30 protein-coding genes and 1 pseudogene are annotated in these 25,392 nt (G+C 43.3%); 10 read left to right on the top strand and 21 right to left on the bottom strand.

What is annotated here, in order from left to right; genetic code table 11:
• Nucleotides 1-59: 59 nt before the first annotated feature.
• Entirely contained in the window at nt 60-266 is a 207-nt protein-coding gene (locus F6K49_RS12745; RefSeq protein WP_293097028.1) for a hypothetical protein, read from the bottom strand.
• 307 nt (nt 267-573) lie between these two features.
• Here F6K49_RS12745 and F6K49_RS12740 point away from each other — a divergent pair, with 307 nt between their 5' ends.
• On the top strand, nt 574-738 hold the full coding sequence (locus tag F6K49_RS12740; protein ID WP_293044686.1) for a hypothetical protein: 165 nt from the start codon (nt 574-576) through the stop codon (nt 736-738).
• Nucleotides 739-1,153: 415 nt separating this feature from the next.
• Here F6K49_RS12740 and F6K49_RS12735 read toward each other — a convergent pair whose 3' ends face one another.
• Nucleotides 1,154-1,510: a type II toxin-antitoxin system VapC family toxin gene (locus tag F6K49_RS12735; RefSeq protein ID WP_293097024.1), complete on the bottom strand. Its 357-nt coding sequence runs from the start codon at nt 1,508-1,510 to the stop codon at nt 1,154-1,156.
• Nucleotides 1,511-1,711: 201 nt separating this feature from the next.
• Entirely contained in the window at nt 1,712-2,023 is a 312-nt protein-coding gene (locus F6K49_RS12730) for a hypothetical protein (RefSeq protein ID WP_293097021.1), read from the bottom strand.
• A gap of 396 nt (nt 2,024-2,419) precedes the next feature.
• Between F6K49_RS12730 and F6K49_RS12725 the strand changes: the two genes are divergently transcribed.
• Nucleotides 2,420-2,830, top strand: a complete 411-nt coding sequence (locus F6K49_RS12725; protein ID WP_366514171.1) for a hypothetical protein — start codon at nt 2,420-2,422, stop codon at nt 2,828-2,830.
• Between the two features lie 680 nt (nt 2,831-3,510).
• A complete protein-coding gene (locus tag F6K49_RS12720) occupies nt 3,511-3,762 on the top strand; it encodes a hypothetical protein (protein WP_293037002.1) in 252 nt (83 codons plus the stop codon).
• Between the two features lie 39 nt (nt 3,763-3,801).
• Here the strand turns inward: F6K49_RS12720 and F6K49_RS12715 are convergent, their stop codons facing one another.
• The 5 genes from F6K49_RS12715 to F6K49_RS12695 all read right to left on the bottom strand — a co-directional run bounded on the left by F6K49_RS12715 (nt 3,802) and on the right by F6K49_RS12695 (nt 10,971).
• The gene (locus F6K49_RS12715) at nt 3,802-3,936 is read right to left on the bottom strand and encodes a hypothetical protein (RefSeq protein ID WP_293022311.1); all 135 of its coding nucleotides are present in this window, start codon (nt 3,934-3,936) and stop codon (nt 3,802-3,804) included.
• The gene (locus F6K49_RS12710) at nt 3,920-8,764 is read right to left on the bottom strand and encodes a sugar-binding protein (protein ID WP_293097019.1); all 4,845 of its coding nucleotides are present in this window, start codon (nt 8,762-8,764) and stop codon (nt 3,920-3,922) included. The genes F6K49_RS12715 and F6K49_RS12710 overlap by 17 nt, the downstream gene beginning before the upstream one ends.
• Before the next feature lie 34 nt (nt 8,765-8,798).
• On the bottom strand, nt 8,799-8,999 hold the full coding sequence (locus F6K49_RS12705) for a hypothetical protein (protein ID WP_293067525.1): 201 nt from the start codon (nt 8,997-8,999) through the stop codon (nt 8,799-8,801).
• 174 nt (nt 9,000-9,173) lie between these two features.
• The gene (locus F6K49_RS12700; RefSeq protein ID WP_293022305.1) at nt 9,174-10,556 is read right to left on the bottom strand and encodes an ATP-binding protein; all 1,383 of its coding nucleotides are present in this window, start codon (nt 10,554-10,556) and stop codon (nt 9,174-9,176) included.
• A gap of 283 nt (nt 10,557-10,839) precedes the next feature.
• The gene (locus F6K49_RS12695; RefSeq protein WP_293097016.1) at nt 10,840-10,971 is read right to left on the bottom strand and encodes a hypothetical protein; all 132 of its coding nucleotides are present in this window, start codon (nt 10,969-10,971) and stop codon (nt 10,840-10,842) included.
• Here F6K49_RS12695 and F6K49_RS12690 point away from each other — a divergent pair.
• Complete coding sequence (locus tag F6K49_RS12690) at nt 10,970-11,116, top strand: hypothetical protein (RefSeq protein WP_293097014.1); 147 nt, start codon at nt 10,970-10,972, stop codon at nt 11,114-11,116. The two genes, F6K49_RS12695 and F6K49_RS12690, sit on opposite strands and share 2 nt — an antisense overlap.
• 842 nt (nt 11,117-11,958) lie before the next feature.
• Here the strand turns inward: F6K49_RS12690 and F6K49_RS12685 are convergent.
• From F6K49_RS12685 to F6K49_RS12670, 4 genes are all read right to left on the bottom strand, one after another.
• Entirely contained in the window at nt 11,959-12,132 is a 174-nt protein-coding gene (locus F6K49_RS12685) for a hypothetical protein (RefSeq protein ID WP_293097011.1), read from the bottom strand.
• Between the two features lie 293 nt (nt 12,133-12,425).
• Nucleotides 12,426-12,983: a DUF6232 family protein gene (locus F6K49_RS12680; RefSeq protein WP_293097008.1), complete on the bottom strand. Its 558-nt coding sequence runs from the start codon at nt 12,981-12,983 to the stop codon at nt 12,426-12,428.
• Between the two features lie 70 nt (nt 12,984-13,053).
• A complete protein-coding gene (locus tag F6K49_RS12675) occupies nt 13,054-13,182 on the bottom strand; it encodes a hypothetical protein (RefSeq protein WP_293097005.1) in 129 nt (42 codons plus the stop codon).
• Between the two features lie 607 nt (nt 13,183-13,789).
• On the bottom strand, nt 13,790-14,239 hold the full coding sequence (locus tag F6K49_RS12670; RefSeq protein ID WP_293097002.1) for a DUF29 domain-containing protein: 450 nt from the start codon (nt 14,237-14,239) through the stop codon (nt 13,790-13,792).
• A 121-nt stretch (nt 14,240-14,360) separates the two neighbouring features.
• On the opposite strand from F6K49_RS12670, the pseudogene F6K49_RS53330 reads away from it, so the two are divergent.
• Nucleotides 14,361-15,529: pseudogene (locus F6K49_RS53330) on the top strand (ISAs1 family transposase).
• Here F6K49_RS53330 and F6K49_RS12655 read toward each other — a convergent pair.
• The 9 genes from F6K49_RS12655 to F6K49_RS12615 form a co-directional block, all read right to left on the bottom strand.
• A complete protein-coding gene (locus F6K49_RS12655; protein WP_293096996.1) occupies nt 15,448-15,654 on the bottom strand; it encodes a hypothetical protein in 207 nt (68 codons plus the stop codon). The pseudogene F6K49_RS53330 and the gene F6K49_RS12655 overlap by 82 nt on opposite strands.
• A gap of 156 nt (nt 15,655-15,810) precedes the next feature.
• A complete protein-coding gene (locus F6K49_RS12650; protein ID WP_293096992.1) occupies nt 15,811-17,469 on the bottom strand; it encodes a mucoidy inhibitor MuiA family protein in 1,659 nt (552 codons plus the stop codon).
• A gap of 439 nt (nt 17,470-17,908) precedes the next feature.
• Complete coding sequence (locus F6K49_RS12645; RefSeq protein ID WP_293096989.1) at nt 17,909-18,571, bottom strand: Na(+)/H(+) antiporter subunit B; 663 nt, start codon at nt 18,569-18,571, stop codon at nt 17,909-17,911.
• A complete protein-coding gene (locus tag F6K49_RS12640; protein WP_293022294.1) occupies nt 18,572-19,243 on the bottom strand; it encodes a DUF4040 domain-containing protein in 672 nt (223 codons plus the stop codon). It abuts the gene before it with no gap.
• Entirely contained in the window at nt 19,236-19,514 is a 279-nt protein-coding gene (locus tag F6K49_RS12635; protein ID WP_293022292.1) for a monovalent cation/H(+) antiporter subunit G, read from the bottom strand. The genes F6K49_RS12640 and F6K49_RS12635 overlap by 8 nt, the downstream gene beginning before the upstream one ends.
• Complete coding sequence (locus F6K49_RS12630) at nt 19,511-19,762, bottom strand: hypothetical protein (protein WP_293022291.1); 252 nt, start codon at nt 19,760-19,762, stop codon at nt 19,511-19,513. The genes F6K49_RS12635 and F6K49_RS12630 overlap by 4 nt, the downstream gene beginning before the upstream one ends.
• Complete coding sequence (locus tag F6K49_RS12625) at nt 19,759-20,148, bottom strand: Na+/H+ antiporter subunit E (protein WP_075900856.1); 390 nt, start codon at nt 20,146-20,148, stop codon at nt 19,759-19,761. Before F6K49_RS12625 ends, F6K49_RS12630 begins: the two co-directional genes overlap by 4 nt.
• Complete coding sequence (locus tag F6K49_RS12620; protein ID WP_293022288.1) at nt 20,145-21,581, bottom strand: cation:proton antiporter; 1,437 nt, start codon at nt 21,579-21,581, stop codon at nt 20,145-20,147. Before F6K49_RS12620 ends, F6K49_RS12625 begins: the two co-directional genes overlap by 4 nt.
• Nucleotides 21,578-21,913: a cation:proton antiporter subunit C gene (locus F6K49_RS12615; RefSeq protein WP_070391112.1), complete on the bottom strand. Its 336-nt coding sequence runs from the start codon at nt 21,911-21,913 to the stop codon at nt 21,578-21,580. The genes F6K49_RS12620 and F6K49_RS12615 overlap by 4 nt, the downstream gene beginning before the upstream one ends.
• A 203-nt stretch (nt 21,914-22,116) precedes the next feature.
• On the opposite strand from F6K49_RS12615, the gene F6K49_RS12610 reads away from it, so the two are divergent.
• The 5 genes from F6K49_RS12610 (at nt 22,117) to F6K49_RS12590 (ending at nt 25,332) form a co-directional block, all read left to right on the top strand.
• Nucleotides 22,117-23,373 carry an ATP-binding protein gene (locus F6K49_RS12610; protein WP_293096986.1) on the top strand — a complete coding sequence of 419 codons (1,257 nt, stop codon included), beginning with the start codon at nt 22,117-22,119 and terminating at the stop codon, nt 23,371-23,373.
• A 330-nt stretch (nt 23,374-23,703) separates the two neighbouring features.
• Nucleotides 23,704-23,994, top strand: coding sequence for a hypothetical protein (locus F6K49_RS12605; RefSeq protein ID WP_293022280.1), 291 nt, complete (start codon nt 23,704-23,706; stop codon nt 23,992-23,994).
• Nucleotides 23,991-24,380, top strand: a complete 390-nt coding sequence (locus F6K49_RS12600) for a type II toxin-antitoxin system death-on-curing family toxin (protein WP_293096983.1) — start codon at nt 23,991-23,993, stop codon at nt 24,378-24,380. The genes F6K49_RS12605 and F6K49_RS12600 overlap by 4 nt, the downstream gene beginning before the upstream one ends.
• A 434-nt stretch (nt 24,381-24,814) precedes the next feature.
• Complete coding sequence (locus F6K49_RS12595; RefSeq protein WP_293022275.1) at nt 24,815-25,024, top strand: addiction module protein; 210 nt, start codon at nt 24,815-24,817, stop codon at nt 25,022-25,024.
• Nucleotides 25,021-25,332, top strand: a complete 312-nt coding sequence (locus F6K49_RS12590; protein ID WP_293022272.1) for a type II toxin-antitoxin system RelE/ParE family toxin — start codon at nt 25,021-25,023, stop codon at nt 25,330-25,332. The genes F6K49_RS12595 and F6K49_RS12590 overlap by 4 nt, the downstream gene beginning before the upstream one ends.
• Nucleotides 25,333-25,392: the final 60 nt, after the last annotated feature.

Here is a 25,392-nt window from a genome sequence, read left to right as displayed (position 1 = left end):
AAAGCACCAAAAGCTGTTGTAGTCAAAGTTCCCTGTTCCTTCCGACTTTTGCAAGAAGTCTAGTTTAGCTCTGAGTTAGCACTGTCAATAGTTCGACGGATGCGTCGTTTGCGCTCAGTTTTACGCACACCCCCTGCCATTTCATATTCAAAGCTATTTTTGCCATACTTGACAGCAACTGCCAATAGCATTTTCTCACTGATGTCTGTCAATACCTCTTCTGCTTCTAAAAGATTATTATAAGCCCCATCAATAGTTGACAGCATAGTGTTGTAATTTTCTAACTTTTATCGCACAGATTGGATAGAAGCTTCCAACTGCTGAATTGTCATTCCATTGCCTAAATCCAGCCTAGCATTAATAGATTTAAGACTAGCAAGTCGCCGTTCTGCATTCATCAATTTTCTTGAACTTCGCTTGAGTCGAGCCATATATTATCTTGCAATAGTTAACATCACATCAACTATATTGCCCCAAAAAAACTAGCAATGTAATCAGAAAAATCCTCATAAAAACTGGAAGTACTTGATAGAATTTTTTTGAGGCGTTCAGTGAATTTATTGATATAGCGCTATGGGCAAGGGCATCGGGCATCGGGCATCGGGCATCGGGCATCGGGCATCGGGCATCGGGAAAACAATCCCTTGTAAGCTACTCCCTACTCCCTACTCCCTACTCCCTACTCCCTACTCCCTTTGCTATAGCACTGATAAAACCGCCAACTGTACTGGCATGTGAGAAAATGGTACTCGTTAAGAACAAATCAGTACCTTTTTTTAATACACAAGTACTAGTGCATTATCAACAAGTACTATTTACTGATAAAAAAGTACTGATATGTGATAAACTAGTACATTTTAACGAAAAACTAGTACTTGTTTGTTATACACCAGTACTAGTTAACGAAAACGAGTACTGTTATATGATAAACTAGTACTCGTTTGTTATACATGGGTACCCGTTTGTTATACACCAGTACTAGTTAGCCGTTAATGGGTACTGTTATATGATAAACTAGTACTAGTTAGCGAAAAACTAGTACTAGTTAGCGGTTAATGGGTACTCGTGTGATAGAAGTCAGTACCCGGTTTGGTTTGTGGTTGAGGGTTGAGCGTTTATCTATTAAAATCATTCCACTATTAAGCAACGCTCCCTATTCGGTGGTGTCAAAAATATCCTTAGGATGTACAGGAATAACCTCGTCACCGAAACGGCGAAAATCTCGGATATTAAAACTCAGAATATGACTTAAATCATGAACTTTCATAAAAGCTACTAAGCGGGCATCATGAACCTTTACCCCCTTCACTTCGTAGATCGTAACTAACTTTTCCCATTCTGAGTATATTTTATGAGTATCGGGGAGAAAGACAAATAACCGCTTCAAACGATCAATTTCGGCTTTTGTTTGACTAAGAGTAAACCCCAAACCGTTATTCTTGGACGGACGAGTACAGACATTCCACAATTCAATCAAATTTTGAGGGGCAATAACTATAGCACTACGCATTAAAGTTAGGACATTTCTAAACTTAGAAACCTAGTCCTAGCTTACTTTTGACTTCTGACTTCTAACTTCTGACTTGCGCGTAGCGCTATACCTTTTCGCGACGGGCATTTAAGATATCAAGGGCGTTTACAGCCTCTAGGTGCATCGGGTCACTAAACGTAATCGTTCTCAGCAATATATTTGTATCTAAAAGGTAAGCCATCAAAACCGATCCGGATAAATACTTTCTCTACTCATCGCTTCATCACTAAGGACAGGAATATCTCGACTCTTATGACTGTCAACCCATGCCTGAAATTCTGCTGACCATTCCTCATGGGTTGACGTTTCATAAAATGAAGCCGAAGCTGAATCATCTTTTTCCTGATTTAGACGATTCAAAAGTGCATCCAAGTGGGGTTTAATCTCCCCAACAGAGCAAGAGGTTATCTTCGATAACATGCCAAGCACCTGCTCAATATCTTGAGCATAGGAGTTATTAAAATCCGAATAATGATGATATATTTTACTCATTTTAACACCATGAATCAATACTTGAATTGCCTAGTTACTAATTAATAAATATTTAATCACATTTAATCGCAAAATTAAAATCAAAATACTTTTCAAATATCCCCCCTATACCCACATTATTATCCCTACTACCTGCTCCATACTCCCTAATCACTACTCCAAAGTTACCTAATAAAAATGATTTTATTTCTAGATACCCCCCCAAATAATCACTTTTTTAAATTTGTAAAAAAATGTTTAAAATTAAAAACTAATCCTTGACATTTACCGAGATATTAGTAATAATAAAAATGTCCGATATTTCGATAATATTTATGGACAAAAAGCCGCGCTTTCCACGTCAACTAAGAAGCGCGGCTTATGTCCTCAGTCACAAGCTATGTGTGAGGTAATTCCATGATGCCAGATAAACGATCTAATGATCATCTCAATCATCTGATTCACTGTCAGCGAGCCCTAAACCGCCTTGCCCAAATTGCCAGGAGCCAATCCACAGGGGAACATGCTTATCCTCGTCCCATAACCGAGCGAGAAGAAATCTTGATCTACCTATACAGCTACTGCCGACTATCCATGACCCCCCAGGAGTTTTACCGAAAATGGCAAGTTAAGCAAGAAGACATTGCTCAAATTTGCTGCCGCTCAAGTTACGCTGTAAACTCCTGGCTGGCCCAAGGTCCTCGCTATAAATCTCCCTCTTCCGATTCCTTGTATCATCTGGCCTTAATGGATTTTCTGTTAGAAAATTTTGAGGTCATTCCAAAGGAGTTACTGAATCAGCTTTGCTCTAAGGTTAAAGGTTATTAGAATGTAGAATGTAGAATTAAGAATGTAGAATTAAGAATGTAGAATTAAGAAGGGAGAAGGGAGAATTAAGAATCTAGAATTAAGAATGTAGAATTGAGAAGGGAGAATTAAGAATGTAGAATTAAGAATGTAGAATTAAGAATGGATAATGTAGAATGAATGTAGGAGGTAGAAGCCAGAAGCCAGAAGCCAGAAGCCAGAAGCCAGAAGCCAAAAGGTAAGCATTCAGCCGTCAGCCGTCAGCCGTCAGCCATTGGCTGATAGCACCTCAAGTAGCACCTCAAGTAGTGCATTAGCTGATAGCTGATACGCGACACGCTGATAGCTGATAGCTGAATGCTTACGCCAAAAGCCAGCAGCCAGCAGCCAGCAGCCAGACTTCTCAATTCTTCCTTCTTAATTCTTAATTCTCAATTCTTAATTCTTAATTCTCAATTCTCAATTCTTCATTCTTAATTCTTCATTCTCAATTCTTAATTCTTAATTCTTAATTCTTCATTCTTAATTCTTCATTCTTAATTCTAAATTATTCATGGGGAACTTTCCCTCGGCAGATTCGTCTAAACCGCTAAAGCTACGATATTCTAGACTCAGAGACATTCCTGATCTGAGCCATCAATCTGGGATAAATGTATATATGAGTAGAGTTGGAATTAGCAGAGAACCCACGGAGTCCAGTTATGAAACGTTACAAAATTCTGTCCCTACTAGGGATAACAGCAGTATCGACAATCACTGCTAGTCAGGTTTTAGCTATGGAGACAGCTTCCTGGAACTTAATCACCGAACCTGACTCTAGTGAGAATAGTCTATTGGAGGATGTTTCATTCCTTAAATACACTATATTTGATACCGCTGCTGGTGCAAGAGAGCCCCAAGATCCAGATCCTAGACCGCCACGCTACGACATTCCACAATCGGGACTTCAGTAGAGTCCGCTTCAGCTAGAGATTGATCATATATAGCAGTTCTTAATTGGGTGAGTTACACAAGTTGTGGGTTAATGGGAGTCGGGAGTCGGGAGTCGGGAGTCGGGAAAAAATCTTTTGTATCTCATGACTGTGAGAACTGCTATATATTCCAGCTAATTTACTCTTGCTCCTCAATTCCCTCACAGAGTGTTCTGTCTTCTTTCTTGACGTTCAGATTATTTTTAAGATAATTACCAAGCTGATCACAACCACGCTTCAGTAAGTAATTCACATCGTTTGATTGACTGTAATCTAAATATTGACTGTAATCTAAATTCCAAATACTCACCCGATTCGCTGCGTTAATCGAGACTAGGGTTTCACCGTCTGGACTGAAATTCACAGACTCCACAGGTTCAGAACCCTCGCTTAACGTTCCGATTAAAAGTCCATTGGGGTTCCATAGTTTAACTGTTCCATCCGCACTAGCAGAAGCAATAATGTCTCGATTGGGGTGGAAACTAACATCATAAACAGTTTTTGTATGCCCTACTCCTTTTTTAGATGCGAATTGCTGCCAGGAGATGTCTTTACGACTCCAGATTACTATAGAACCACGGGCCGCACCTGCCACAATCCGCTTACCATCGGGGCTGAAACTAAGGGAGGACAACTTCCTATCCCCAGTCAGGGTAGTAATTAGAGTTCCGTTCTGGTTCCAGAGTTTCACCGTATTGTCATTACTAGCAGAGGCAATTAACTGACCATTGGGACTGAAAGTGACCCGATTAATGGCATCTGTATGTCCCGCTAAAGTACGTAGCAATTTCCCTTCCCTGCTCCAGAGTTTTACTGTGCTATCCTCACTAGCAGAGGCAATAATTTGGCTATCAGGACTGAAACTAACGCTATAAACTGGAGCGCTATGCCCCTCTAGAGTATGTAGCAGTTTCCCCTGGCCATTCCAGAGTTTGACCGTCCTGTCATTACTGGCGGTGGCAATTAACTGACCATCGGGGCTGAAATCAACCCCATTCACAAAATCCTGATGTCCCTGGAGGGTGAGTTCCCGAATCTGCTTCTCCGGGTTCCAGAGTTTGACCGTGTTATCATCTCGACTACCAGAGGCAATTATCTCACCATCCGGGCTAAAACTAGCACCATAACCATAGACTGTATAGGTGGTAGGTTGGAAAACCTTAGGCCAGGTTTGGTCAAGACTCCAAAGTTTGACAGTGAAATCAACACTAGCTGAGGCTAGCATCTTACTGTCAGGAGTGAAACTAACCTGATTGACAATATCTTTATGACCAGGAAGGGTTGAAATTAGTGTACCCTTACCAGTCCAGAGTTGGATTTTTCCGTCACTACTCCCTGAAGCAATCCACTTACCATCCGGACTAAAGCTGACGCTGTTGATAGGATGATCATATCCTGGCAAGGTTTTCGCTAAGGTTCCATCACGGTTCCAAAGTTTAACGGTCCGATCATCACTAGCTGAAGCAATGGTCTGACTATCCGGGCTAAAAATTACACTCCAAACAGCCTTGTCATGCCCTTCTAGAGTTTTGATGAATGTACCATCACTACTCCAGAGTTTGACCGTTTTGTCCTTACTGGCGGAAGCAATTAACTCTCCGTCATTGCTAAAACTAACACTCAACACAGCATCCTTATGTCCTGTCAAGGTTTTGATCAAAGTCCCATCACGGTTCCAGAGTTTAATAGTTTTATCACTACTGGCTGACGCAATGGTCTGACCATCCGGGCTAAAACTTACCCACTTCACCCCCTTACCATGTCCTGTTAAGGTGTTAATTAAGGTGCCATCGCGATGCCAGAGTTTAATGGTTTTGTCTTTACTGGCAGAGGCAATGATTTGATTATCAGGGCTAAAACTAACGCACCACACTGTCTCCTGATGTCCTTTTAAGTCTTTAATCAATTTGCCATCACGACTCCACAGTTTGATGGTTTGATCAGAGCTAGCTGAGGCAATTAGCTGATTATCAGGACTGACACTGACACTCAAGACATTACCTTGATGTCCCTCTAAACGATGGTGTTCTTGGATTAAGTTGACTGCTTGCCAGAGGTTAGATACAGTCTCTTTTTCAAGGTCTGATTTTGCTATTTTAGAGTTTAATCGTTTCCCTGCCTTGATGATGCTTAAAAGGGCATCAAGCTGATTTTCATCTACAAGAAAAGAAAGCTTATATTTAGCGTTGAGTTTAGTAAGGATCGCCTCTCTTTCGTGGAATTTTGCCGATTGCCACAGCCCGATTGCAATCACCGCTAGTATAGTCATGGCTACGCTAAATCCCCCTAACCCCATCACCAACCGTTTCCGAAGCCGTTGTCGTGTCTCTCGCTCTTTTTCAAGTTCTGCTCTCATGTCAGCCCCTTGTCGTTGTCGAATGAAATCTACCAGATAATCATGGACTAATTGATAGCGATCGCTATAAATCTCTGGCAACAGCAGCACTAAGCCAGATTTCACAAAAATTTCCAACACTACATCTAATCGTTCTAGCTCTGTATCTACATCAGCGGCCAAGGCTTTTAATTCTTTTTCCAAATCATGGCGAGTTTTGAGAGGGCGGGTGTTGTTTTCATCCGTTAGCAAGTACAACACTAATTCAGCGGCCCGTTTGTTATCAGCACCACAGGCTTCCACTACTTCTTCTAAGTATTGGTTGACTAATTCAGCTTTTGGGTTATGCCCTAGGTGTTGATACTGTTGTAGGGTGGTAATTTTGTTTCGTTCCAGTTGCGCCCCTACCACTTGCAACTCAATTGGTATAATCTCTCCTAATTCTTTCCCTAAATCCTCCACTAATTTATCAATCAGTGCTTGCTCTAAGGGAAACTGAGCTTGCTCCGTTAACCGTTGAAGATATAATTTGGCATCTGCTGGGGTAAGATTCCCCAAGTGAAACAGAATCCTCTTATCTAAAATATTATTATTAATAACCTCTAAATCGATTTTGAACTTATTAAATTCCAACAGGCAATGTAAATAATCCTCGCGCACAGACAAGATTACCTTCACAAAAGGAATATTCAGACAGTCTCGCAAAAAATAATAAAAACCTCGCCTCTGCTTGGGGTCTGAGCAAACTGCTAAAAACTCTTCAAACTGGTCAAAAATTAAAACAGTAAGCAAATTTTGCCTAGCATTTTTGCGCAACTGCTCAAGAATGAGGGCGGTTGAATCAAGCTTAGCAGGCACAGATGGTAAATGTACTCTCTTCTCCAGCGTGTTTGTTAAGGATTTGCCTAATTCTTGAATCCAATTCCTATAAACTCGCTGCAAAACCGGTAATACCCGACGGGTATTAATGGTTTGCCGTTCTAATGCTGGTATTAATCCCGCCTCAATCATCGAACTTTTCCCCGCCCCCGACTGTCCATGAATCACAGTTAGTCTAGAGCGCTCCTGTTTCATGCGCTCAATCAGGCGATTAACATGGCGTTCCCTGCCAGAAGCGGCAATTTCTGGCGCTATCCTTTCTGAGCACTCAACCGTTGCTAAAACTGGGTTAGTTACCTGCTGCTTGGGCTGCAATCGACCAGCACCAATGAATGCCCGAAACCCAAACCGGCTCTCAATCCCCTGTTGGTCTTGTTTAATCTCAAAGGCAGTGAGATAGTCCCCTTGTTGGCAATAGGCCTGGTGTAATTCCCTCAGGATACCAATATAAAGTTCTGGATCATAGTGGGGTTTGGTTTCTGCTCTAGCGGTTTCCAAGTTATAAAGTGCTGCTTGTAATTGAGGAACATGTTTTTGCGATCGCATAGTCCCAAGCAGTGCTCGCCCCAAGGAAAATAAATACCAACCCTTGACAAAAGACTTTTCCCAGTCTAATAAAGCTTGTTGTTCTGGTGAGGGATTGACTATCTTAGCTGATGCCGTTGATTGCAGAAAAAGCGCTTGTTTGGAATACTTTTGTGCTTTCTTAAAGGCTGATTTTGCTAGGGCTACTTCAGCCAAAAAGCCATAACCTCGTGCCATTCTGAAAGGATCAGAATAGGTTTGATGGAGCGCCAAGGCTTTGTTGGCCACTTTCTCTAACTGCTCCCAATCTGACTGTCGCTGAAGTGCCTCTCCCCAAAAATTAATAAATTTGGCAGCTAAGTCTGGGAGGTTAGCCTGCTCAAGAACCTCAACAGATTCCTGAAAATAAACTTTTGCTTGTTCACAACCTTGTTCCTTCTCAGCTTGATGCCACTGTGCATAACCAACCCACCACAAGCCTAAACAGAATAGTATATGTCCACGGCGTTCCAGGTTATCGGTTTGTTTCCACAGAGCTAAACTGCGCTCATAATGCTGTCGAGACTCTTCTTGACAATTATCAGCCACTCGACCAAGCACAAATTCCAAACTTGCTTCTAACTCTGGGGCTAAGGCCACTCCCCGCTTTTCCAGCTCCTGTCGTGCTGAGTGTAATTCCACATAGGATCCAGAGTCTTTGTTTAAATTCAGAGTACAACTGTGCACAAACTCAGTTTCACGGGAGGCTACCACCTTGGCAAACACCTGATCAGTGGTTTGCTCAATAAACTGAATTAATTGACCGCTGCTAATCACAAAATCAACACAGCTTGACCAACTGTGGAAATCTGGCACTGAGCGAATTAGCATTTGCAGCAACTTATCCGTCACCCACAACACCAGTGGAAACCGAAAGTTCCGAAACTCTTCCCGGATCTGGTTGGTTGCTGTCAGCACTTCCTCAATGCAACTTACTGAGTCTATCCCAGATACCATCAACGCCTCTGGCTGTTCCGGACCTAGCTCTTCCACAATAGTGGTATAGAGAGTTTTAACCGATTGCTTTAAGACCAGCTCCCTGATCGGAATAGAACATTGCTCCTGCAACTGCTCAATAATTTGTCTCCTCAATACCCCATAGTTACCAACCGCCAAAATCAAAGAAAATTCTCCCTGAGAAAACCTAATTAGTCGGATTAGTTCTCTCAAGGAATCTTGATTGTGATTTCCGGTTGTCTCTAGCATTATAATAGCGGTTTTTAATTGGGTGAGGTAAATTTTAGGGAGTAGGGAGCAGGGAGTAGGGAGCAGGGAGTAGGGAGCAGGGAGCAGGGAGCAGGGAGCAGGGAGCAGGGATTAGGGAGTAAACTGGGCGCGGGTAAGGGAGGGATTGGTAAAAAACTATGTGTACCTCATGAGCATGATAATTTTTATGAATTGATTCACGCCCTTTAACCGGACAGGGAGTGGCTGATAGCACCTCAAGTAGCGTGCGCGTAGCGCATTCGCTGATCGCTGATATAGCAATCCGTGTAGGAATTGTGAGAATTTTTGTTCCTTGTTCCCTACTCCCTGTTCCCTACTCTCTGTTCCCAGATCCGCTGTTCCCTGTTCCCAGATCCGCTGTTCCCTGTTCCCTACTTCTGCAAGAAGTCTAGTTTCCATTCAACTCCTTGGCATCAGCTAACACCGGATTGATATCATACCAGCATCCCTGACCATTACAATACTCAAACACAAACAAACTCTTCAACAGGATTTGGTATTCCTCCTCACCCCTGACAGTTTTGTGTTCAGCCACATGTCTGAGCAATTTCCACTCATCCGGTGTAATTGCCCTGCTCAATTCATTGCGACGCTGACTAATCACCCTTTCTACCAAGTTACGAGATAAAGGCAGCTCATCTTTGCTGAGGCAGTTACGGAGCAGCACCAGCAAGTTCCTGACATGACCCCCACTGACTAGACATAGCCGATCCAATGTCTGTGGGCTATCAAACACTTTTGTAATTAAACTGAGCCGTTGCTCTAGCTCCACATCTGGGAATGCTCTGGCTAAGATCATCTGTCGCAGCAAAGCAATTCCGGCATCACTGGGACTACCATCTGGTTCTTTTACCTGTACCATCGGTAACAGTAGGTACTCAGAACCAAAGCGATTCCTGAGGTTTTCTTGGTCATTGGAAAATGCCAAAATCAAGGGAATGGTGTAGACCACATGGCATTTGAGTTGATTAAGATACTCCCCCTGGTCTACAAACAAATATTCTGGCTGATTCCGTTGCCCTGACTTAGGTTTATTATGGATCCGGTCAAGATTATCCACAATCACCACTAGTCCAGCTTTACCCTGCTGTTGCAGCTGCTGTTGAGCTGGTTCAATCAGTTCTGTATTAATTGCTTCTAAAATATTGTTGACCCGTGGCTCTAGATGTTGTCGCAATAGGGAGCGAATGTCCTTAGAATTCTTAGCTTTCGTAGTAATTTCTCCAATCCCAAAGGCTAGGGAATACTCGCCCTCTTCTGAGCTGATGCCAATCTCATCAGGTATGTTAACCCCTACACCACCGGCCTGAAACTCAGGAACTTTGAATTTCAACCCGGTCACCTCGGAGTTTAACAACTTAGCCGCCCCTTGCACTAACCCTTGGAAGCGGGTGGGTTGGAGTCTAATTTTAGCTTCCTCCAGACTTTGAATCACCTGACGAGCAATGGTCAGCAAAATATCACTGATCTCTACATCGGCCAGGTCCAAGTCATTAGAGGACTCAAAATAAACGACATGAAATCCCTGTTCTTCTAATTTCCTTTTCAATCGCGATAACTCGGTAGACTTGCCACAGCCCATGTGTCCCGTAAACAACTGACAGGTGGGTTCGTCTTCTGAGAAGGTAATGGTGCGTCTGAGTTCTCGAATAATATTGCTGCCCCGCACCTTGGAAAAATCAATGTAATATTGTTGGTCTTCAGCCTTGCCCAGATTCAGGGTTTTACTAGGATTACAGACCCGAAAAAATCTGCCGAAATTGACTGTCATTAAAATTCCCCCCGGTAGACGAATTGACTGTTCTCAGATTGCACCCCGATATCTGCCAGATCGACATAGCTGACAACTTGAGGCTCTATAGGATATACAGCCTCTATATAATTTATCGACTTAATAGCTACACATTATGAAATTGACATTTTCCCTTCACTGCAACAAAACGTAACATTATTCCTAATCCTGATGGTATATGATGCAGTAGCTGCGCAGAAAGTTGCCTGAAATCTCACTAATGGTATACTCCCTTCAAAATTACTACTCCTAGTCTGCCTCCTCAGTCAGACTTTAGCAGTACCCGATGGGGTACCTTGGTTTTAGGGAACAGGGAATAGGGACTTCGGAGCAGGGAACAGCGGAGCAGGGAACAGCGGAGCAGGGAACACAGAAAAAATCTTGTGTACCTCATGATAGATAGAAAACGCGATCTTTCCGATACTGAACCAAAAGTATTGCGCCGGACTCCCCTTGGGTCGATTGCGGGTAAAGGTAGAACTTTGGGGGATTTGGTCACTTCCGTCGTTGAGGAACAAGATTGGGAATGTCTCAAGTAATCGTCCTTGATACCCACATTTGGATATGGTTTATTAATCAAGAGTTCGAGGGCTAATAGATAGCATCGTTCGAGTTGAATATATGGTAGGTTCAACATAGGAGGCATCACCAAACTGTTTTTGATGGAATGATGCAAGGAAAAAATTTAGGTTCTTCCGTACCTGTTAGGCTACTAATCTGATACAAGTAAAGTCAAAATTAAAAAATCATAGACTAATAAATAAATCCCATAAGCCTTGCTTATAGGATTTATTCATAACTAAATTAGTTAGGGTTCAATTTTTAAGGTAAGAGTGGGCTTGATTGATATAAAACTAAGTAAAAACCTCACAGGAAACTAAAAAAATAATGACAAAAATTACTGAATTTACTAGGAGTAAAAGTTAGAGATGATCGGCAATAGTAAACTATCGGCATAATTAAGCGTGATCGAATCAGAAACTCAATAGCCTATTTGCCATCGCTACGGTAATGAAAGGGATAAACTCCACCAAAACCCTTTCTCAGAAAAAGGAGTAGAGTAAGCATTCAGCTATCAGCTATCAGCTATCAGCTATCAGCTATCAGCTATCAGCTATCAGCTATCAGCTATCAGCTCATGCACTACAGATGGTGCTACTTGAGGTGCTATCAGCCATTGGCTGACGGCTGACGGCTGACGGCTGAATGCTTACGGAGTAGACTACAGGGGATGCCGTGACCTACTAAGACCTGAGTTCGACGTCAGCTGAAAGCTTGATTCTGTCCTAGCCTGAAACCGTTATTATTCCGTGGACACCTTGTGGTCTTAGGGTAAAAGGCGATTGCTCCCTTATTCTACTCCTCACTGACTCCCACTCACCTACGACCCTGCATCCTTCCAGCTTTCAATGGTTGCCACTAGGATATTCACTAATGGGTGGTCAATTGCTTCTTTAAACGCCTCAGTGCCTGCAGATTTTAGCGCACCAACTACCCGTGATTTCAGTGTGGAATTTTTTTCAATTTGCTCAGCAGCTTTAGTAACTACTGTCATTTTTTCCGTAGTGGTTGTGGTTGGATAGGTTTTTGATAATTGTTCGAGAAGTTGCTGTATTTCTGCCGCTGCTTCAGCTAGGTTTTTCGTTTGATTATGAGAGGAGTCATTAAATTAATTTTTAATCTCATTTGAAATTTTTCCAGCATAACCTCCTAAGAAGGGAGCGCCTATATTATTATTAAAATTTATATTTGATTTTGGTAATTTTTTTTTCATTATTTTCCTTGATTTTTTAATTGAATTGATTTGATTTGATTATAATAACCATTTTTTGGTTATTATAATTATAATTAAACTTCGTTGACAATATCTCCATTTACCTGAGCACCTAAAAAAGGAGAACCGATATTGTGGTCAATATTTATAGATTGAGATTGATCAACAAAAGATGCTTCTTGAAAATTAAAAGTAAACGCATTAAAATCATCGCTAGTATTCATTATATTGTATAATACCATGATGCTTTTTTTTATAAAATCTTCGCTTGTACTGTAAAAAAAAGTTTTTTGACCTGAATTTGTGTAAATACTCAAAGCATACTTTTTTCTTAATTTATTTTTATAAAAATTATAGACTTTCCACACCAAAAATACTAGGATAATTACTCCCAAAACTTTAAGGTGTAAGTTAGGAGTAAAAAACAAGTAAACGTCTATAATTATTAAAACTAAAATGAACTTGGTGATGGGGATTTTTTGAATACTATTTGTACGCTTAACTAAGCCTATACTTGATATATTATTTATTTGATACACGACATTACCAAATATTAAGGTTTTGCCTCTAACCTTTAAAATTCCATTTTTGTCTTCGTAAAACGGATCTGTTAAAGATTCATTATCTGTCAAAAAATTACTTAACATTTCTGAGCTGTTTATTTGTAAAATTTACTGATTTTTTGATGATGTGTGAACCTAGTTATCCAAGAATATTGCTGCCCCGCACCTTGGAAAAATCAATGTAATATTGTTGGTCTTCAGCCTTGCCCAGATTCAGGGTTTTACTGGGATTACAGACCCGGAAAAATCTGCTGAAATTGACTGTCATTAAAATTCCTCTCGGTAGACGAATTGACTATAGTCAGATTACACCCCGATATCTGCCAGATAAACTTGACAAATTTAGGTTTATAGGCTTACAGGCGCTATATAACAAAACTTACCCATTGCCCCCGTGGGTCCCCCAAACTTGGTGGACTTTCTCAGTAGTACTCCCCTGGGGGGTTAGGGGGGCGAAACCAACAAAACTTAGTAAGTCCTATATAATTTATCTGCTTAATATCTACATTATGCAATTGACATTTTCCGTTCATTGCAACAAAACGTAACATTATTGCAAATCCTGATGCTATATGATGCAGTAGCGCGGCAGAAAGTTGCCTGACATGTCATAAATGGTATGCTCCCTTAACACTACCTACTCCTAGTGTGCCTCATCAGTCAGACTTTGACAGTACCCGATCGGGTCCCTTGAGGTATAGCGCTACGGGCAAGTCAGAAGTCAGAAGTCAGAAGTCAAAAGTATGCAAGGACTAGGTTTCGGAGTTTAGAAATGTCAAGCATCTTCATGGGTAGTGCTATATATAGCAATTCTCAGGATGAGTGAGGTACAAATTTTGCTGACGGCTGACCACTGATAGCTGAATGCTTAAATATCAATTGGGAAACCAATCCTTATCCAGTAATTGCCCAAAGGAATAAGGACATTGTTCAGGTAGAGACTTAAGCTGAGTTTTATTCTGGACAATCAATAAAGCGTTTTGGTATATTTTGGGTAATTCATCAGCTAAGTAATTTCGTAAATTAGTGGTAAGTTTATCCTCTAGTTGAACTCGAAAGGTAATAATTTCCCCCGCCCAGTGATTAGCATTTCTCCCCCTCTCTGCTTCCCAAAATTGGTACAACAGTAGATGAATAATTATCTGTAATAGTAAACTTTTAACAGCATTTCGTTCGCTGCGTCCCAAGGCTTCTAATTCCTCGATTAAGTTGTCATAATCTAATTCTTCTAATTGACGATTTTTCAGTAGCTTAACTGTTTCAGTTAACCACTGATCGTACTCAGTTTCATAAAGTTGTTTTAAGTCACGTATCTGAGATTTCATCAGCAAAGGGAATAGGGAGTAGGGAGTAGGGAGTAGGGAGTAGGGAGTCAGGGCTATTTCATTCTCATGAAAGCAAATAAATGCTAGATTTACAGGTTAAACCAGTGTTTCATGAGTTCCCATGGGTTTGCCACCCCCACCTGCCCCTACAATCTTACTTCCAAGCCTTCCCCCAGAAAAGTCAAACCCTGAGCGTATTGAGATTTTGGAAGCCTTTGTCGATATTCCAGATGGCCGCAATGCTTCCGGGAAACGGCATCAACTCAGCCTGTGTCTAGCCCTGTTTACCCTGGCTATCGCGGCTGGGAATCGAGGATTTCTAGCTATCGGTGACTGGCTCACTAGTTATCGGGAGGAGCTCATTGAACTATTTGATCCCCCTTTGGGCCGACTTCCTTCGTACAGTACGATTCGCCGTGTTCTGATCAACCTAGACTATCAGCAGTATTCTGCGGCCTTGGCTCGTTTTTTTGGTATTGAACCCAAGCCTGGAGAAACCTTAGCCTGTGATGGTAAAGTCCTACGAGGCTCGTACCAACTAGAGAGTGATAATCCCGACTCTCCACCTCACCGAGCAATTATACTAGTGAGCGCTTATCTGGTTGAGCGAGGTTTGATTCTAGAACCCTACCAGGTCAATAGCAAAACCAATGAAATCAAAGCTTTGCCTGAATTTATCAAGCAACTGGCTCTCAAGGGTGTCGTCTTTGCCTTTGATGCGATTAGTACTCAAAAAAAACAGCTGAGTTAATCATTGAAAGTGGAAACCACTACCTGGGTGCGCTCAAAGGCAATCAGAGCAATCTGTTCAAAAGCGTCAAAGCCCACTTTGTTGTCCAACACAGTCACACTGACATCAGTAAAGGGCATGGTCGTGTTGAGAAACGAGTTGTTAGCATCTGCACACAACTTGATCACATCAAGCCCTGGCCGGGGCTAAAAACCCTCATTCGAGTGGAAAGTGTTCGACAATTCAAAAAGGGTAGACAACTTCGTTTGGAAACGGAAACACGCTATTATGTTGCTTCTTTCAACGAATCTGCAGAGTCTTTTGCTCAGCGCATTCGAGGATATTGGGGTGTAGAAAATAAGGTTCATTATGTTCGCGATTTCACCCAGGGAGAAGATGCTTCACGTATTCGCATGCATCAGTTACCTCAAATCTTTGCGGTTGCTCGTAACTTTGCACTCAATATCTATCGCTCTAATCACTTCTCAAATATGGCCCAGGCAGAGCGACGGTGCAAGTTTGGACTAGACACACTCAAGCGCATTTTTAGAATGAAATAGCCCTGAGTAGGGAGTAGGGAGTAGGGAGTAGGGAGTAGCTGATAAGGGTAGGTTTTTAACAAAGACCTCAGGTGTGGGGTGTGGGGTGTGGGGTGTGGGGTGTGGAGTATAAGAAAATTTACCATTATTGTCGTTAAAAATCATCAAGACAGGAAAATGAGGATGTTCAACTAACAAAAATTCTGAAGACAGCCTCTTCCCACTGTTCCCTGTTCCCAGATCCGCTGTTCCCTGTTCCCTCTTCCAAACTGTTTATTTAGCATAACAAGTACCGTAGAGCCCTAAATATCCAAACCAATCACTTTCAACTCAGGGGAATGTTCAATGATAAACTGATAATATAGCTCTTGCTTATCCTGGGCTGATAAATCAATTTTCCATTCAAGCAATCCCATCTCACCGGTCTGTATTTTGGGATTAGTCTGAGTCAGCCGCACTTTGATTCTCTCATCACGGCTCACTGGCAACTGTTCTTTTACTACCAAAGTCTTTTGCACACTTTGCAAATTAGTAATTACCAGTCGATAGGCATAAGTCGTGCGGCGCTGATTGCCAATTAATTTCTTATCAACTTGACGCTCCACTAAATCCCGCTCAATTTTCACTCCCTCATCTATGCCTAAGTTCAGCCTGAATTCTTGTCCTGGTGAAATATTCTCCAACTTAGTTGTACCAACAAAGGTTTGATCACGAAAGATATTCGCTTTGCCTGGTAACAAGGTTGCACCAGTAGTCGGATTGGTAACAACAGTTTGTAGGTAGGCGAAGCTAACTAACCGAGGAATGGCAAGATACTCAGGATTGCTAGGATATTCATCACTGAAAATAGTCACTTTGTGAGGGGAACCATCACTGGGAATATTGCTGTTACCATCTAACTCAAAAGTAACCACACCTCCTTCTGTCGATACTACTGCTACCACTGTTTGGGCAGCAACTTTTGCTGTTGCTAACATGGCTTGGGGAGCACTACGAGTTTTCAATGCTTCCGACTCATCCTCATAGTCTTGATCTGGAGATAATTCTGACATTGAGCTAGACATTGCCCTCATCTTTTCCCTTCGCAAAGATCGGGTAGGTTGTTGGTCTAGTGCCCCAATGTACCATGGTTCCAGCTTAGGGGGTAGGGTTCCCAGTCCAGGCTTAGCAGTGGAAAGAGTAAGGCTAACGTTGGACCAATCTTCCCCAGTGTTTTGTTTGACTTGTGCAAGGTAACTCAGATTTATGCGATCGCTACTGCTGTTGGTGCGCAAGTCGTAAAGTGGTATCCAACTGGCACGATTAACTACATAGGAGACTTCTAGGTCAAAATCCACCGCCCCCTCTGCTGCTAAGGTGACAATAATGCTCAAGCTCTCCTGGGGACGGGGAGTTTTCAACTGTTGTAGCTTAGCTTTCAGAGCATTTAATTGCTTTTGTAACTCTTGCTGTTGTTCTTCTTGTTGAGCGATCGCGCTCGCATCTGCATGGTGACGCTGCTCCAGAAAGTTCAGAAATTCACTTGTTTCCTGCAAGCCAATCTGTTGTTGGGCAATACTGCGGGAAAAGTGTTGGACAGCTTTATCAGTCAAAGCCTCAACAAAATTCTTTGCTAGCTCCTTTGACGCCAGCTGGTCTTCGAGCTGGCGTTTTTGTTTTTCCAACTCCTTGATTTGCCCACTCAATTGAGCAACTTGTTCCCCCACTGGTTCAGAGTCAAAGACTTTTTCTGTCCGTACTCCCAATAATCGCACAACCCCTGTACCACTCCCTGTTGCTCGCACCGACTCCGTTTCTATGGTCATCGGTAGCCGAGGGATTACCAGTTCTTGCTCTTGCCCAGTCAGTGAGACCTTAGTGCGCCGCGTCACCCTTGCCTGGTTGGAGTAGACGGTCACTTGGGAGATTCGACTTTCTACTGTCAGGCTGGTACCTTCTAAGGTCGTGTTTGTGTTAACCATGATGATATGTATAGCGGTTTTTAATTAGGTGAGGTACAAATATTTTTTTAGGGAACAGGGAACAGATAATATGTAAAAGGTAAAAGGGAATAGATAATAGTAAATAGGCAAAATGTAAAAAATAAGATGTACCTCATTAGACTAAAAAAGGCGAGATTATAATTATCTGAGGTATCATCTTTATTGAACCTTACTAGCTTTAAAACCGCTATACCATAGTAGTTCTGCAGAGGAGATCACAAGCAGCATCCTTTGCCTTACTGGGTGTGGGCGAATGGGTATAGGTAACAATACAGCGTTTTTCATAACTATAAGGTACACAGGATTTTTTTCGTGTTCCCTGCTCTTTTCCCCCCTTATTAAGGGGGGTTAGGGGGGATCGCTGCTCCCTAAAACCCATAATTTTGTACCTCATCAAATTGAAAACCGCTGTAATCGATCACAGCAATCCCCGATGATGAATAAAAACCAAAATAACTGCCCACGAACCCAAAGCAACTTTTACTGCAACCAGGATATTGAGTATGGGGATGATGGCAGCGCTGACAAGTGTCTGCAACTCCCCGTGGGGTAATTCTACTCCCGTCAACGTTATAACTGCCAGTACAATAAAAATCAGAACTGAAACCTTTTCCCACCTAGCAGCTTGCCAGCGCTTGTAGACTGCCTGCATCCACTGGAATGATGAGGTGATGGCAACCAGACCGATTGCTGTTCCCCCCGCCACCCCAGCCGCAAAGCCACCCCCTGGACTTAGATGCCCCCGAATCGCCAGCTCGATACCTACCAACGCAGCAATCGTCGCTCCCAGACGGGCTAGAACAATCGATGGTTTATCGGTAAATTGATAGATCGTGCAGAACGGCTTTTCATCAGCCAGTAGAAATTTAGCTCCCATGATCGCGATCGTAAATACCACCACTTCAAAGATGGTGTCATAGAGCCGATTCCGGAAAATGATACCCGAAACCGCATTGGGCACCCCACTATCTTCTACAACGGATTCGACGATAGACAGATCTGATAAGTCTGCCGCCGGATTGGGCAAAACCATAAATTTGACGTACAGCGCTATCCCTGCTGCAATGTAAATCCATTTCATCTAATGATCTCCCCCTGCCTCTGGTACATTTAGATAAGTCAAGCTTGTCGCCGATAATGAAAGTTCACTTTGCATGATTTCATAGAGGCGTTGAACCCTGGTCTGGGTGTGATAAAGTAGGGTTTCATTCTCTTGCGCTACCTGGTCTTGCTCATCCTGTGGTGATGCCTTCTGGGTAGCTCCTAGAGCTAATCCCCTCTGGTCCGGCTCAAAGAACAATCCCTCATCTTGGGCACAGGTAGCATGGACTTCTTTTTCCAACAGCGCCCGTTGTAAGCTCTGCCTATCTGGGTAGCTTACCAGCTCAAGGCGCATATAGTGTTTGCTCAGGATTGTGCGTAAGTCATCCATCAGTTCCCCAAAATCCGGTTTGGTCTTGCCCTCTGGTAAAGACTCTCCATCTGCCTCAACTTCCCAGTCTTGGATCACTCCAAGACGCATGGTTAAGGATGAACGCACCGCAACCGCATAGAGGGTAATCGCTAGCATTGTACCCACCAACGCTTCGGTTAAAGCCACATCGGCTGCCCCAAACAGAGCATAGACCAAAGCCGCCACCGCTCCCAGTATGCCTCGGATCACCAGAGCATGGTATGGATTGACCTGAAATACCAGCATGCACGCGGACAAAGGCAGCAGAGCGGTTATGACATAGATATAGTTATCAGTCATTATCACCCCCACTACTGGAACAGTAAGCCAACACATATCCCAGCACTGTATTCCAGATCGCCAAGGAGATAATGGCGAGAATCAGCAGCGGCCATTCACTGGGTATCTTCAGCAGCAGCCCGACGATGATACTCATCGAGCCGAGGGTATCTGCCACTGAAAGACTATGCAGCTTGAATAATACTGATCGGTGACCGATCAGGGGAATGGTTCCCCAAAACCAGAAGACGATTCCGACACCTATGCAAGTGTAACTCAGTGCATTAATCATACATCACTCATTCGTTTAATTACGTGTGCCAGTAACATTAATCCAGCATTCCCCACACTCAGGATGATGACTCCGACAACACCAATCATCCAATCATCGCGCAAGACAGATACCATCAGGATCATGATGGATGTCTTGGTGGCAATACTCGCAAATGCCAACATTTTTTGCCAAATATCATCATCTTGCCAAGCCTCATAAATGGGGATGAGCAGAGCCAGAATCATGGCAATCAGGATCAGCGTCATCGTTGTTTCCTCCGTCTAACCCGGTGTACTTCGTACCTGCCATCTTGGTGGTATTTCAACACAATGGTTTTTGGTGTAAAGGTGATCAGGAATATATCTAGGAATATCAGCCCAGGGGTCCGTTGGGGTTTGACTCCTTCCATGATCACATCTTCGTGCTTATGGGGACGAAGCATGATTTCAAATGCCTCAATATATGCCTGGGGAATCGCTACTATCACTTCACCAAGCACCCGCAGCCAATCCTTTAAGGCTTCTGGGGTTTTGGGGCGTCCTGGTAATAAAAATGCGATCGCAATCCCAATGATGATATTTGGCAGACTTAGATTAGCAGTCAGCAAAAACCAGATAACCAGTCGTAAAATTAGATTTAGATGCCCAATCATGGTTGAAACACCATCCAGAATAGTAATACTAACATCAGACTCATCACCCCAATTAGATGATCAAATTCCTCAAGCACACGGGGCAGCTTGATTACAGATCGTTTGAAAATCAAAAAATATGCCAACCATCCCAGGCCAATAGTTACCAGAGGTTTAGTAATATTGGCAAAGTTATATGCCTGGTAGTACACACCATTGGCAGCAATCAGTCCACCGAGCAACAGTATCATCGCTAACCAAAAATCGAGCTTTACCTTCCCTTGGCTGCTATCCCCATGGGGCAGAAAGATGAATTTCGCAAAGGATATGGCTGTTCCTAGGGCTGCAACATTCATACCGATAACTTGCCAGGGCACTAGATTCTTCATGGTCAACACCTTCGCCCCAAAGCCGGACAACAAGGGAAAGCCGGAAATTGAGAAGCTAGCGATAGCCAGAGCAATCCAGATTTGGGTATTAATCGGCTGATGTTGCAGTTCCTTGAGGTTACGGCTGGGCAAAACACCAGCGATTAAAAAGAGTGCCCCTTTCACCAGGCCGTGAGTCAGGGCATAAAAGCCACCGACTTCAGGTGCGGCAAGGATAAAGCCTAACTGGGAAATTGTATGAAACGCCAGCATACGCTTAGTATCTTTTTCAAAGACGGCATAGCCTACTCCCAGAAGCGCTGTCCCCACTCCGAATATCCTGACGATGGGAGCAAGTTCCTCGATAATTAGAGCACAACGCAACAGTGGAAAGACTCCCGTTTTGACCACAGCTCCCGATAGCAATGCCGACACTGGGCTCTCAGATTCGGAGTGGGTCAAGGGTAACCACAATCCTGATACAAATATTCCCCCCTTGACTAACAATGCCACAAAGATCAGGGCAAGAGCTTCTGGAGGTGCTCCGCGCAACCCTTCAAAGGCAAAGGAATGATGTGCCTGATAGACTAAAACCGCGCCAACTAGATAAAACAGCATGGCTGTATTGCTGACAAAAAGATAGCGCAAGGCTACCCAAATTGATCGGTCGGTTCGGGGATAGGCAATCAACAGAAACGCAGCAATACTGATGACCTCTAATGCTACGTATAAACTGATGAAATCTGCACAGATAAATACGGCATTGACACTGCCATGTAAGATAATGGTCTGGGTATAAAAAAAAGCTGTTTTACCACTTTGCCAACAGTAAAGGATTACTGCTGCGGTTACTAGCCCATTGGTCAAGATAAAAAAGGCGCTTAATTGATCAACGAGTAATGTGACACCGAAACTATCCAGCAGCTGTAGGGTTAATGGCGATTTTGTGAGAAATAGCTGTGTCCCATATTCAACCGAAACCATGGCAACCCCTAGGGCTAGGTATCGGTCAAGTTTGGGGATCAGATAAATGCTGAATCCCACAAATAGCGGTAGGGCAATCCAGGCAATGGTAATGGTACTCATGGCGTATTATTCTTCTCGATCTCGTTGCTTTCCAGGGTGGGATTGTCCCGTGCCAGTTTCATAACACCTACTAGCATTAAGGCTTGAATCGAAAAGCCGATCACAATCGCTGTTAAGATCACTGCCTGGGGAACTGGATCTGCGTAAGCCCTATTTTCGACGTTTGAAAGAATGGGTGTGAATAAACCATCTCGGGATGCCACCAACACGTAATAGGCAATCACCCCCGTGCTCATGATATCCATAGAGATGATTTTCATAACCAGGTTCTTTTTAAGGATGATGCCGAAAAATCCGCACAATATTGTGGCAAATATGAATGCTTCTAACACGGGTTTTTGCCTATTGGGTAAGGGTTGGTGGTAATTATCTTTATACAATGATACTGTCGAACAGTGCTATAAAATATATAGCACGTTTTAATAGTGCTAGGAACGATTGACACTATTGATAAGTGCCTAGGTAAACCATAGACTCATGCCACACCAAGGTTTTGGTTTGAGCTTGGGATTGGGAAAAATACGGGCAAGAGCAGATGACAGAATCGACTCATGGCAAATCAATGGTTAATCTCAGCCCTGAGGATGCCAGGGATACAGTTAGCAATACAGTTGGAAGCTTGCCAACTAGTGAAGGTGTGCCGCCGAAGGATTTCTACACTTGGGATCGGGATGCATTAGCCGTGAATCTTTTGGATTTATCAGTACCATTTGAATTGGTTGGGCGGCAAGCACAATTCCAGCGCATCACTCATGTTTTAGCCCGTGATGGCAACGTGCTGATTGTGGGAGTGCCCGGAAGCGGACGGCGGACTTTGGTAAGGCGGGCGGCACGGGAAGTTGGAGTTAAAATCCTGGAGGTTGACTGCATCCGGGTTACGGATGGTCAGCGCTTCGTGCAACTGCTGTGGGAGAGCATAAACCAGACCTTTCCAATGGCAACAGTTCAAGCTCTAATGACAGATTGGATTGAAGGTCAGGCAGCGGAATTATTTGTCCTGAAGGATGAAGGCATTGGCACAGAGGGACTTAAACCGGTTCGGATTCAGAGCAAAGAGCTGCAACGGAAAGCATTTGAAGCATTACTCGATCTGCTGCAAAAGTTAGCTGAATCTGAGGGGGAACGGGTAGTGTTGATTTTGGAAAGCTTCCCCCACATCCGCTCTTGGGATCGTCATGGGGTGTGGGAAAAATTTTTGCGGAAACAGATCGAGGGTCAGACTCAGGTGAGTTATGTGCTAGTGGCAACGATCGCAGAAACCAGCATTTATCCCCATGAACCAGGGAATAATTTGGAAATCGTGCAGCTGGCTCCTTTAGCTGATGATGTGGTTGCGGCTTGGGTAACTGAAGTTTTGCATACCCAACGGCTGACCTTCGATCCGCGATCGCAAGCACTGGAAATCTTTGTCAATGCGGTGCAAGGACACTTCGGTGATGCGTCGGCACTGGTGCGACGCCTCAAGTCGGTACGAGTTTCTGATGGGCTAATTCGTGATGGCCATGTTCAGCAGGCCATCCAAGAACTGCTAGCGGACTTATCCATGGTCTTCGAGTCATTACTGATGCTGCTTCCAGCTAATCAAGCCCATCTTTTAGAATCCCTGGCCCTAGACCCTACCGACAAGCCACAAAGTCGAGATTATATTCAAAAGCATTACCTATCAAGAGGGGGTTCTCTCCAAGGAGCGATCGCTGGGTTGCAGCACAAAGGTTTAATTTATGGCTCCGAGCAAGGCTACCGACTGGCTTTACCTTTGTTTGCTTTGTGGCTTTGCAAGCGCTTGAGTTGATATAGCTTTTGTATCTCGGTTGTGAAGATACTTGCGCTGGGCAAGAGGCAAGAGGCAAAAGGCAAGAGGCAAGAGGGGTTCGAGATCCTAAGTTTTATTGTCCAATCAAAAAAACCATACAGGTTTACATCGCTATCTCAAGCTCAACAGATGCGATCGCGTAGCGTGACCTACGGTCAATCGCGTAGCGTGGCCTACGGTCAATCGCATTTTTATTCTGTGTTATGCCTACTACTTTTTTGCTAAACTCTGGGTATTGTCTATGATGCCCAATGGCAGAAGCTTTATCCTTTTTGACTTGCCTGAGCTAATACACGCACACTTCAAGCCATGAACTCCCTAGATGCAATCACCCTCAAAGCCTTCTTGGTCGCCCTAACTCAGCTAGAGGATTCACTCTCAGCGGAACTTCAGGGTGAGTTAAATGCCCTTGGGAAGGAGTTTCCCTCCGGTGTTTCACATCTTCATGTTTTGGCTAAGGGTTTGGCTCCTTTGGAACAGGCTGACAAGGTGGCAAATCCTGCTAGTATTCAAGATAATTCTGAATTCGAGGCAGCAATGGAAGCTTTCGCGATAACTCGCAAAAACTATCGCAATGCTTTTCGGGAATTAGCTCATTGAAAGAGCCTCGCTGGGTGCCAGAGCAAGCAGTAATAGCTATCCATGACGAGTTAATAGTAGAGCATGGCGGATGTTCTGGATTAAGAGACCCGAATTTACTTTCAAGTAGTTTAGCTAGACCTAAACATTTATTTGCCTACAGTGATAGTGCTAGTCTGTTTGATATCGCAGCAGCCTACGCTTTTAGTTTGGCAAAAAATCATCCTTTCGTCGATGGTAACAAGCGAATTGCCCTCGCTGTCATCGACGTTTTTTTACGTCTAAACGGATATGAGTTAGTGGCGGCAGAAGAAGAAGCCGTTATCAAGATTAATAATTTAGTAGAAGGAATAGAAAATCAAGAGTCTATAGCTACTTGGATTGCAGCCAACTCCCAGGAATTATAAGTAATAATAATAATATTTTTTGATTTTGATTACTAAACCGATGCTCTAGCGCCTTTGCTGTGTCCATTGAGGGGAGAATGGGTACAAGCTTAAATTAGTACGCTGTACAAAACATGAACAGTGAAGGTGTACCACCGCAAGATGTCTACACTTGGGATTGGGATGCAAAAGCCCGTGAATCTTTTGGATTTATCAGCGCTATTTGAATTGGTTGCGCCGCAAGTACAATTCCAGTCTTTGCTTTGTGGCTTTGCCAGCGCCTGATTTGATATCAAATTCAGTAGATGCACCTCAAGTAGCGTGACCTACGGTCAATCGCGTAGCGTGGCCTACGGCCAATCGCATTTTGATTCTGTGTTATGTTTACTACTTTTTTGCTAGACTCTGGGTATTATCTATGATGCCCGAATGTTATGGTCTCTGTTGATCAAGTAATGAAAGAAGCTTTATCTTTGCCCAGTGCATGGAGAGCATTGTTGGCAGAGAAGCTGGTTGAAAGTCTTGAGTTTGATGTAGACGATAACCTACAAACACTTTGGGTAGGTGAAGCTAAGAAGCGTCGAGATGAAATCCGAAGTGGTATGGTTCAGCCTATTCCTGGAGAGGAAGGGTTAGCTAGGGTGAGGCGACTTCTGGAGCCATGAAATATGTCTTTCACCCAGCAGCCTTGACTGAATATGGTGAAGCAGTCGAGTTTTACGCAGAACGTAGAGTTGAATTGGCACAGGCATTTATCAATGTAGTTGAGGATGCAATTTTCCGAATTGTTGCGTCACCAACGAGTTGGGCTGTTCTTGATGAAGATATTCGTCGATGTCTGACACGTAAATTTCCCTACGGGATTTTATACACTATTGAGGAAGATTACATTCTAATTGTGGCGGTGATGCACTGTAGTCGTGAGCCAGGATATTGGAAAGAGCGTGTCAAGGAGAAACCATCAGATGCATAAAATGATCTGAGGTTTGGTACGTCATTCGGACAACTAAGCCGTTATAGCACTAAGGTTATA

This window comes from Moorena sp. SIO3I6, assembly GCF_010672095.1.
Note: the sequence above shows the minus strand (reverse complement) of the source record. Positions and strands in the feature narration are given on the sequence as shown.